Source organism: Pseudomonas citronellolis (assembly GCF_029335315.1).
Lineage (GTDB): Bacteria > Pseudomonadota > Gammaproteobacteria > Pseudomonadales > Pseudomonadaceae > Pseudomonas > Pseudomonas citronellolis_A.
On the sequence record NZ_JARJLT010000395.1, the window covers coordinates 20,212 to 27,638 of the forward strand.

The following is a 7,427-nucleotide window of genomic DNA, read 5'->3' on the forward strand; positions in this document are numbered from 1 at the left end:
TATGAGCGAGACCCGGTTGAACGCCAAGCTGACGAAGGTCGACAAGGCCGCCATCCTCCTGCTGTCCCTCGGCGAGACCGATGCCGCGCAGGTGCTGCGCCACATGGGCCCGAAGGAAGTGCAGAAGGTCGGCGTGGCCATGGCGCAGATGCGCAACGTGCATCGCGAGCAGGTCGAGCAGGTGATGAGCGAGTTCGTCGATGTGGTCGGCGACCAGACCAGCCTGGGCGTCGGCGCCGACAGCTACATCCGCAAGATGCTCACCCAGGCCCTGGGCGAGGACAAGGCCAACAACCTCATCGACCGCATCCTGCTCGGTGGCAACACCAGCGGCCTGGACAGCCTGAAGTGGATGGAGCCACGCGCCGTGGCCGACGTCATCCGCTACGAGCACCCGCAGATCCAGGCCATCGTGGTCGCCTACCTGGACCCGGACCAGGCCGCCGAAGTGCTCAACCACTTCGACCACAAGGTGCGCCTGGACATCGTCCTGCGCGTGTCCTCGCTGAACACCGTGCAGCCCTCGGCGCTGAAGGAACTCAACCTGATCCTCGAGAAACAGTTCGCCGGCAACGCCAACGCCACCCGCACCACCATGGGCGGGGTGAAGCGCGCGGCCGACATCATGAACTACCTCGACAGCTCGGTGGAGGGCGCGCTGATGGACGCCATTCGCGATGTCGACGAAGACCTCTCGGGGCAGATCGAGGACCTGATGTTCGTCTTCGACAACCTCGCCGACGTCGACGACCGCGGCATCCAGGCGCTGCTGCGCGAGGTGTCCTCGGACATCCTGGTGCTGGCCCTGAAGGGCTCGGACGAAGGCATCCGCGAGAAGATCTTCCGCAACATGTCCAAGCGTGCCGCCGAACTGCTGCGCGACGACCTCGAGGCCCGTGGCCCGGTGCGCGTCAGCGAAGTGGAGGGCGCGCAGAAGGAAATCCTCACCATCGCTCGGCGCATGGCCGATTCCGGCGAGATCGTGCTCGGCGGCAAGGGTGGCGAGGAGATGATCTAAGTGAGTGGTCCCGCGAAACCCAAGGGCGACGAGGCCGATGGCCTGATCCGCGCCCGCGACGTCAGCGCCTTCGATCGCTGGTCGCTGCCCAGCTTCGATCCGGTGGTGGAGCTGCCACCGCAGCCCGAGCCGGAACCGGAAGTGGTGGAACCGCCGGCGGTGGAGGAAGTCCCCGTCGAGGAAGTCAAACCGCTGACGCTCGAGGAGCTCGAGGCGATCCGCCAGGACGCCTACAACGAAGGCTTCAGCACCGGCGAGAAGGACGGCTTCCACGCCGGCCAGCTCAAGGCCCGGCAAGAGGCCGAGGCGGTCCTCCAGGAACGCCTGGCGGGCCTGGAAACGCTGATGGGCCAGCTGTTCGAACCGATCGCCGAGCAGGACCGGATGATCGAGCAGATGCTCGTCAACCTGGTCGGCCAGGTGGCGCGGCAGGTCATCCAGCGCGAGCTGGAAACCGACTCCAGCCAGCTGCGCCAGGTTCTGCGCGAAGCCCTCAAGCTGCTGCCGATGGGCACCTCGAACGTGCGCATCCACGTCAATCCGCAGGACTTCGAGCTGGTCAAGGCGCTGCGCGACCGCCACGAAGAAAGCTGGCGAATCCTCGAGGACGAGCAACTGCTGCCCGGCGGCTGCCGCATCGAGACCGAGCATTCGCGGGTCGACGCCAGCATCGAGACGCGCCTGGCGCAGATCACCAAGCAGCTCTTCGAGCAGCAGCGCGACCAGGCCACCCACGCGCCGGAAGCCGACCTGCACCTGGACCTGGACGCGCCCCATGCGCCTTGACCGGGTCAGCTTCGCCAAGCGCCTGGAAGGTTATTTCGAGGCCGCCAAGCTGCCGGCGCAGCCGGTGGTGGAGGGCCGCCTGCTGCGCATGGTCGGCCTCACCCTGGAGGCCGAAGGCCTGCAGGCGGCGGTGGGTAGCCGCTGCATGGTGATCAACGACGGCGGCTATCACTCCGTGCAGGTGGAGGCCGAGGTCATGGGCTTCTCCGGCAGCAAGATATTCCTCATGCCGGTGGGTAGCCTCGCCGGTATTGCCCCCGGCGCCCGCGTGGTGCCGCTGCCCGACAGCGGCCGGCTGCCGATGGGCATGTCGATGCTCGGCCGGGTGCTCGACGGCGTCGGCCGCGCCCTGGACGGCAAGGGCGGGATGCGCGCCGAGGACTGGGTGCCGATCGACGGTCCGACCATCAACCCGCTCAAGCGCGAACCGATCCACGAACCGATGGACGTCGGCATCCGCTCGATCAACTCGCTGCTCACCGTCGGCCGCGGCCAGCGCCTGGGCCTGTTCGCCGGCACTGGCGTGGGCAAGTCGGTGCTGCTGGGGATGATGACCAAGTACACCAAGGCCGACATCATCGTGGTCGGTCTGATCGGCGAGCGGGGCCGCGAGGTGAAGGAGTTCATCGAGCACATCCTCGGCGAGGAGGGCCTCAAGCGCTCCGTGGTGGTCGCCTCGCCGGCCGACGACGCGCCGCTGATGCGCCTGCGCGCGGCCATGTACTGCACGCGCATCGCCGAATACTTCCGCGACAAGGGCAAGAACGTCCTGTTGCTGATGGACTCGCTGACCCGCTTCGCCCAGGCCCAGCGCGAGATCGCCCTGGCCATCGGCGAGCCGCCGGCGACCAAGGGCTACCCGCCGTCGGTGTTCGCCAAGCTGCCGCGCCTGGTCGAGCGCGCCGGCAACGGCGAGAAGGGCGGCGGCTCGATCACCGCCTTCTACACCGTGCTCAGCGAAGGCGACGACCAGCAGGACCCGATCGCCGACGCCGCCCGTGGCGTGCTCGACGGCCACTTCGTGCTGTCGCGCCGGCTGGCCGAGGAAGGCCACTACCCGGCCATCGACATCGAGGCCTCGATCAGCCGGGTGATGCCGCAGGTCACCAGCCCCGAACAGCTGCAGCACGCCCAGCGCTTCAAGCAGCTGTGGTCGCGCTACCAGCAGAGCCGCGACCTGATCAGCGTCGGCGCCTACGTCGCCGGTGGCGACGCCGAGACCGACCTGGCCATCCAGCGTTTCCCGGTGATGCGCCAGTTCCTCCGCCAGGGCCTGAGCGAAAGCCAGAGCCTGGAAGACAGCGCGCTGCTGCTGGACGCGGTACTCAGCGGCAAGGCCGGTTGAGGCGCGCGCGGATGACTGACACGCACATCTGCCGGGGGCGGTCATGAGCCAGCGCGCCGACCGCCTCGCCCCGGTGGTGGAAATGGCCCTGAAGGCCGAACGCGAGGTCGCGCGCCAGCTCGGCCTGGCGCAGAACCAGATGCTCCAGGCGCAACGCAAGCTGGCCGAGCTGGAGCGCTTCCGCGCCGACTACCAGAACCAGTGGATCGAACGTGGCAAGCAGGGCGTCAGCGGCCAGTGGCTGCTCGACTACCAGCGCTTCCTGGCGCAGCTGGAAACCGCCGTCGAGCAACAGAACCGCAGCCTCGCCTGGCACCAGGACGTGGTCGACAAGGCCCGCGCCGCCTGGGCCGAGAAGTACGCGCGGCTGGAAGGCCTGCGCAAGCTGGTCGAGCGCTACCGCGAGGAAGCCCGGCTGCTGGCGGACAAGCAGGAACAGAAGCAGCTCGACGAATTCGCCCAGCGCCTGCGCCCCGCACCCTACTGAGCTAGGCTCAGCCCAGGCCCGCCGCCGGAGTTCCCCATGCTGTTCAGCCGTGCCCTGTTGCATACCCACCCGCGCCTGATCCTCGCCTGCGTCGCCGGCGTGGCGCTGGGGCTGGCCTGTTATCGCCTGCCGACGCTGATACGGGTGCTGGCCGGCTGGAACCTCACGGCCTGGGGCTATGTGCTACTGATCGCGCTGCTCGCCCTGCGTTCGCGCGCGGAGCAGGTGCGCGACCTGGCCGCCATCGAGGACGAGAATGCCCGTGCGGTGCTGGTGCTGGTCAGCGCGGCGGCCATCGCCAGCCTGGTCGCGATCGTCTTCGAACTGGCCGGCGCGCGGGAGCTGCAGGGCGGCGAGAAGCTGCTGCGCTACGCCTTTACCGGCAGCACGGTGCTGGGCTCCTGGTTCCTCATCGGCACCATCTTCAGCATGCACTACGCGCGCATGTACTACACGGCGCCAAGCCCGCCGCTGCAGTTCCCCGACCGCGACCGGCAGCCGGACTACTGGGACTTCGCCTACTTCTCCTACACCATCAGCGTCGCCGTGCAGACCTCCGACGTGGCCATCGCCTCGCCGGCGCTGCGCCGGGTGGCCCTGGCGCAGTCGATCATCTGCTTCCTGTACAACACGGCGATCCTCGGCCTGAGCATCAACATCGCCGCCGGAATCGTCAGCTGAGCGCCGTCAGTGGCGCCAGAAGGCCGGGGTGAACAGCACCAGCACGGTGAGGATTTCCAGGCGCCCGGCGAGCATGCCGCCGCACAGCAGCCATTTGGCGGCGTCCGGCAGCGACTCGAAGTTGCCCGAAGGCCCGATCACCGGGCCCATGCCCGGACCGACGCCGGAGACGGTGCTGGCGGCGCCGGTCAGCGCGGTCATCCAGTCCAGGCCGAGGAAGGTCAGGGCCAGGCCGAGGGCGCCGACGGTGGCGCCGAAGAAGAACGAGAAGGTCAGGATCGAGCGCACGATCTCCTCGTCCAGGCGGTGACCGTTGTAGCTCTGGCGCAGCACCGCGCGCGGGTGGATGAGCTGGTACAGGCTCGACTTGAGGAGGATGTAGGCCACCTGGAAGCGGAAGATCTTCAGGCCGCCGGCGGTGGAGCCGGAGCAGCCGCCGATGAAGCCCAGGTAGAAGAACACCATGATCGAGAAGTGGCCCCACAGGCTGTAGTCGCTCAGGGCGAAGCCGGTGGTGGTGACCACCGAGGTGACATTCACCGCGACGATGCGCATGGCGTCCTGCCAGGACAAATCGGAATTGAAGGCGTACCAGGTGCCCATCACCAGCCAGGTGAACAGCAGCAGGCCGAGGAAACCGCGCACCTGGTGGTCCTTGAACAACGCCTTGCGGTGCCCGCGCAGGGTGGCGACGTAGAGGGCGAAGGGCAGGCTGCCGAGGATCATGATCACTACCGCCACCCAGTGCACCGCCGGCTGGTGCCACTTGGCCAGGGACTGGTCGGAGGTGGAGAAGCCGCCGGTGGAGATCGCCGACATGGCGTGGTTCAGCGAGTCGAACAGACCCATGCCGGCCCACCACAGGGCCAGGGTGCCGAGGATGGTGATGCCGACGTACACCGCGACTATGTACTTGGCGACCATGTGCGAGCGCGGCATGACCTTGTCGCTGCGGTCCGAGGACTCGGTCTGGAACAGGCGCATGCCGCCGATGCGCAGCATCGGCAGGATCGCCACGGCCATGCCGATGAAGCCGATGCCGCCCAGCCAGTGCAGCATCGAGCGCCAGATGAGGATGCCCGGGGACATCTTGTCCAGCCCGCTGAGCACCGTGGAGCCGGTGGCGGTGATGCCCGACATGCTCTCGAAGATGGCGTCGGTGACGCTCATGTGGCGGGCGATGACGAAGGGCAGGGCGGAGAAGAAGCAGACGATCACCCAGCTCGACACCGTGAGCATGTACATGTCCCGCGGGCGCAGGTGCACCTGCTCCGGGCGTCCGGGCAGGACCAGGCCCAGGCCGGCGCTGAAGGTGATCAGGCTCGACCAGATGTAGGGCGAAAGCTCCTGTGCGCGGTGGTAGTAGAGCAGGGTGGCCATGGGCACCAGCATGGCTACCGCCAGGGTAATCAGGAACAGGCCGATGATGTAACCGAGGGTGCGTAGGGTCGGCAGCGCCATGGAGCGGACTCAGGGGGCATGAACCGGCCATTCTACCCGTCGTCGGCGTGGAACGCAGCGCACCTCGGGGGCTCTTCCAAACGTCGGCGGAATGGATAGAATCCAGCGCAGCCCGCCGGCGCTCGCCGGTTTCTTCTGGTGCATTCGCACATCATGTCCACTGACAATCCGTGTTTGAACTGCGGCGCCTGCTGCGCGCATTTCCGTGTGTCCTTCTACTGGGGTGAATGCCGTTCCGCCGGCGGCAGTGTGCCCGACGAGCTGGTGGTGCAGATCAGCCCGCACCACGCCGCGATGCGCGGCACCGAGGTCAAGCCGGTGCGCTGCACCGGCCTGCTCGGCGAGGTCGGCTGCGGCGTGCGCTGCACGGTCTACGAGCATCGCTCCAGCACCTGCCGGGAGTTCGAGGCGTCCTGGATCGACGGCCAGCACAACCCCAACTGCGACACGGCGCGCGCGGCCTACGGGCTGCCACCGCTGACGCCGCCGTTGCAGCCGATCATCACGCCGTCGCCGGAGCGGGTGGCCTGAGCCGAAGGCGGTCGGGTGTACAGGGCGCCTGACCGGTTGGGGGCGGGCCAGGCCCGCGAGTCGTGCGCATGACGCGCTCCTGCGGTTGCCTTCCCGGCCCGCTTCCCCGTCGAACCGCCGAGCGATGGCCAGGCGGATGAGAAGCCTTTGCGTCTACAATGGCGTCTTTGTGTCTTGCCGGAGGTAGCCCATGGAGGCTTACGCAGCGCTGCTCAATCGTGTATCCCATGCCCGCCTGGGCGAGCCGGCGCCCAGAGCCGAGCAGCTCGACCGGCTGTTCCGCGTCGCCCTGCGCGCGCCGGACCACGGCCAGCTGCGGCCGTGGCGCTTCCTCACCGTCGAGGGGGACGCGCGCCAGCAACTGGGTGAGCTGTTCGCCCGCGCGCTGAGTCACGAGCAGCCCGACGCCAGCCCCGAGGCCCTGGCCAAGGCCCGCGCCATGCCGCTGCGCGCACCGACCCTGGTGGTGGCCATCGCGCGCCTGCAGGATCACCCCAAGGTGCCGGAGATCGAGCAGTTGCTGGCGGCGGGTTGCGCCACCTACGGGGTGGTGCAGGCGGCTTTCGTCGAGGGGCTGGGGGCAATGTGGCGCACCGGCGCGATGGCTTTCGACCCGGTCGTGCGCGAGGGGCTGGGCCTTGCCGCCAACGAGCGCATCGTCGGCTTCATCTACCTGGGCACGCCCATGGGCGAGCTGCGCCAGCCAGCGCCGCTGGACCCGGCGGCCTTCGTCAGCGCCTGGAAGGGCTGAGCGGCAGGCTCAGGCGCAGGCGCCAGCGCGCCCCGCTGACCCGCCAGAGCAGGCGTCCGCCCTGCCAGGCGGCCAGGCGCTGGGCTGCGCGCAGCGCCTGCGGCAGCCAGCGCCGGGCCTGGGTGTCGTCGCCGCTCAGGTCGATGCGCAAAAGGCCGCGCTCCAGGCGCGGTTCCAGAACGATGGCGGCGTCCTGCTGCCACTCGACCGCCGTTTCCAGTACGCCGTCCAATGCGTCCTGCAGGGCTTGCGGCCAGCTGAGCAGCGGCCAGGTGCCGCCGCGCGGCAGGCTCAGGCGCAGCTCGGGCCAGCGTTGCCGCCAGCGCTGCGCCAGCAACCCCAGTTCCACCGCGAGTACCAGGCTCTG

The 7,427-nt window shown here is 68.6% G+C and carries 9 protein-coding genes; 7 read left to right on the top strand and 2 right to left on the bottom strand.

Annotation, left to right across the window (positions count from 1 at the left end; genetic code table 11):
- The first annotated feature begins 1 nt into the window (after window position 1).
- Genes fliG through P3W75_RS30230 form a run of 5 tightly spaced genes read left to right on the top strand, consistent with a single transcriptional unit; the run spans window position 2 to window position 4,317 of the window.
- Window positions 2–1,018, top strand: coding sequence for a flagellar motor switch protein FliG (gene fliG, locus P3W75_RS30210; protein WP_276231003.1), 1,017 nt, complete (start codon window positions 2–4; stop codon window positions 1,016–1,018).
- Window positions 1,019–1,804: a flagellar assembly protein FliH gene (gene fliH / locus P3W75_RS30215; RefSeq protein ID WP_276231004.1), complete on the top strand. Its 786-nt coding sequence runs from the start codon at window positions 1,019–1,021 to the stop codon at window positions 1,802–1,804. It abuts the gene before it with no gap.
- Window positions 1,794–3,149, top strand: a complete 1,356-nt coding sequence (fliI, locus tag P3W75_RS30220; protein WP_276231005.1) for a flagellar protein export ATPase FliI — start codon at window positions 1,794–1,796, stop codon at window positions 3,147–3,149. The genes fliH and fliI overlap by 11 nt, the downstream gene beginning before the upstream one ends.
- A 43-nt stretch (window positions 3,150–3,192) precedes the next feature.
- Window positions 3,193–3,636, top strand: coding sequence for a flagellar export protein FliJ (gene fliJ / locus P3W75_RS30225; protein ID WP_276231006.1), 444 nt, complete (start codon window positions 3,193–3,195; stop codon window positions 3,634–3,636).
- Between the two features lie 36 nt (window positions 3,637–3,672).
- The gene (locus tag P3W75_RS30230) at window positions 3,673–4,317 is read left to right on the top strand and encodes a DUF1345 domain-containing protein (protein WP_276231007.1); all 645 of its coding nucleotides are present in this window, start codon (window positions 3,673–3,675) and stop codon (window positions 4,315–4,317) included.
- A gap of 6 nt (window positions 4,318–4,323) precedes the next feature.
- Here P3W75_RS30230 and P3W75_RS30235 read toward each other — a convergent pair whose 3' ends face one another.
- The gene (locus P3W75_RS30235) at window positions 4,324–5,778 is read right to left on the bottom strand and encodes a TrkH family potassium uptake protein (protein ID WP_276231008.1); all 1,455 of its coding nucleotides are present in this window, start codon (window positions 5,776–5,778) and stop codon (window positions 4,324–4,326) included.
- Between the two features lie 153 nt (window positions 5,779–5,931).
- Between P3W75_RS30235 and P3W75_RS30240 the strand changes: the two genes are divergently transcribed.
- Together P3W75_RS30240 and P3W75_RS30245 are read left to right on the top strand one after the other, a co-directional pair.
- The gene (locus tag P3W75_RS30240) at window positions 5,932–6,309 is read left to right on the top strand and encodes a YkgJ family cysteine cluster protein (protein WP_276231009.1); all 378 of its coding nucleotides are present in this window, start codon (window positions 5,932–5,934) and stop codon (window positions 6,307–6,309) included.
- Window positions 6,310–6,499: 190 nt separating this feature from the next.
- Window positions 6,500–7,060 carry a nitroreductase family protein gene (locus tag P3W75_RS30245; RefSeq protein WP_276231010.1) on the top strand — a complete coding sequence of 187 codons (561 nt, stop codon included), beginning with the start codon at window positions 6,500–6,502 and terminating at the stop codon, window positions 7,058–7,060.
- Here P3W75_RS30245 and P3W75_RS30250 read toward each other — a convergent pair.
- Window positions 7,041–7,427: hypothetical protein (locus tag P3W75_RS30250; protein WP_276231011.1), on the bottom strand; the 387-nt coding region annotated here is incomplete at its 5' end. The two genes, P3W75_RS30245 and P3W75_RS30250, sit on opposite strands and share 20 nt — an antisense overlap.